The organism is Serratia sp. ASV30, assembly GCF_016428815.1.
In the GTDB taxonomy this organism is placed as follows: domain Bacteria; phylum Pseudomonadota; class Gammaproteobacteria; order Enterobacterales; family Enterobacteriaceae; genus Chania; species Chania fonticola_C.
On sequence record NZ_JAELTL010000209.1, the window covers coordinates 1 to 422 of the forward strand.

Annotated in this window: 1 pseudogene; it reads left to right on the top strand. The window is 39.8% G+C overall.

The window, feature by feature from the left end:
• Positions 1–280, top strand: a pseudogene (locus JHD74_RS26120) (ferrous iron transporter B); the annotation flags it as partial.
• Positions 281–422: the final 142 nt, after the last annotated feature.

Here is a 422-nt window from a genome sequence, read left to right on the forward strand (position 1 = left end):
GGCCAGTGAAGGCTATAACGTCACTCATCTGGTTGAGGAGATGGTGAGGGCTCTCCCAAAGCAAGCAAAAAGCCCTTTTACAGCACAGGTAAAAAAGGAGCACAAAACAGAAAAAGTAATCGAAGATGCAACAAACGGTTTCGGCGACACCGTAGATCGGGTTATCGATGAAATCATAGATATGGCTCCTATCCCCAAGCCTATAGCCGCTTTGGCGAAAGCTGCTAAAAAAGTCGTTGTGGAAACACTAAAGAAAGCCTGGGATTTTTTCTTCGGTTAACAATTACTTACCCCTTTTATTTAAGGGGTTTTCATTATTTAAAGGATAAATGCATGAAGAAATTAATTATTAGTATGGCCATGCTAAATATTAGCATGTTCTCAACTTTTACTTTTGCAAATCCAGAAAACTCATGTGATGG